Here is a 288-nt window from a genome sequence, read left to right on the forward strand (position 1 = left end):
TCCTTTTCCGCTGTCAACGAAAAAGCCCCACAGAAATTCATCTGCGGGGTGAAAATACGCCTGTTATAAATATGCGCTCTTCTTTCATCCGGACTATACCGTCGGCTTTGGAATCACACCAAATCTGCAAAAAGCTCGTGGGCTTGTCGGCACTGCCGCATTACCACCGGTAGGGAATTACACCCTGCCCCGAAGACAGCATTCAATTTAATATTATTATAACAATCTTGCCTTCATATGTCAAGCATGATTTGTCAATCATATTTTCCTCTGCTATAATATAACAAT

1 riboswitch is annotated in these 288 nt (G+C 42.4%).

The window, feature by feature from the left end:
* Nucleotides 1-72: 72 nt before the first annotated feature.
* Nucleotides 73-201, bottom strand: a riboswitch (FMN riboswitch).
* Nucleotides 202-288: the final 87 nt, after the last annotated feature.

The organism is Flavobacterium potami, from assembly GCF_020026915.1.
GTDB lineage: Bacteria > Bacteroidota > Bacteroidia > Flavobacteriales > Flavobacteriaceae > Flavobacterium > Flavobacterium potami.